This window comes from Candidatus Pelagibacter communis (assembly GCF_001180025.1).
Lineage (GTDB): Bacteria > Pseudomonadota > Alphaproteobacteria > Pelagibacterales > Pelagibacteraceae > Pelagibacter > Pelagibacter ubique_A.
Genome location: NZ_CVSK01000061.1, coordinates 1 through 935 on the forward strand (window position 1 = coordinate 1; position 935 = coordinate 935).

The 935-nt window shown below is 32.3% G+C and carries 1 protein-coding gene and 1 pseudogene; both read right to left on the minus strand.

The features are described 5' to 3' along the window. A partial coding sequence (locus tag AMN83_RS02930; protein WP_179850411.1) for an ATP-grasp domain-containing protein occupies positions 1–551 on the minus strand: 551 nt, incomplete at its 3' end. A gap of 2 nt (positions 552–553) precedes the next feature. Continuing rightward, positions 554–935 (minus strand): annotated as a pseudogene (locus AMN83_RS02935) (malate dehydrogenase); the annotation flags it as partial.

Consider the following 935-nt stretch of genomic DNA (forward strand, 5'->3'; position numbering starts at 1 on the left):
ATTGATTTAATTAATGTTATTGCTTGTTTTTTTGCGTCTTCATTTAAATTAAAAATATTAATTATTTTTTCACAATCTGAATCAGAAATTTCATCACCCATATCAACTTTTGTAGTTATAATTTTTTCAGGTGAACTGCTTGCAACTTCTTCAATGTCCATCCCTCCTTGGTCACTTGATATAAATGCAATTTTAGAACTTGCCCTATCAACCAGGCACGATAAGTAAAATTCTTTATCTATATTTGATGATTCTTCTACGTATAATCTTTTTACCTCTCTACCTTCAGGGCCAGTTTGATGAGTAACTAGTGTTTTTCCAAGTAATTCTTTAGCTGCTACCGTTAGTTCCTCAATAGAGTTTAAAATTTTTACACCACCAGCTTTTCCTCTACCTCCAGCATGGATTTGTGCTTTAAGCACATATTTCTCAGTTTTGAGTGCTTTTGCTTTTTGAATAAGTTCATCAACATTAAGCGCAAATACTCCTTCGGGAACTACAGCTCCATATTTTTTTAATATTTGTTTAGCTTGATGCTCGTGAATATTCATTATTATTTAGATAAATCAGGATCTATTTTAGATGCAGCTTCCCATAAAGCTTTTACAGCATCTATTGAATGCATAAATTCTTTTTTTTCTTTTTCATCTAAATCAATCTCTTCAATTTTTTCTACACCATTTTTTCCAATGACAACAGGAACACCTGCATAAACATTTTTCACACCATATTCTCCATTTAATTGTACAGCGCAGGGTAATAATTTTTTCTGATCATTTAAATATGCTTCTGCCATTTGAACACCTGAAGCTGCTGGCGCATAAAAGGCTGATCCTTTTTCTAAATATTTAACTATTTCCGCACCACCATCTCGTGTTCTTTGATTAATTTCCTCAACTCTTTCTGAAGAAATCTTTCCATCCTTTACAAGATCC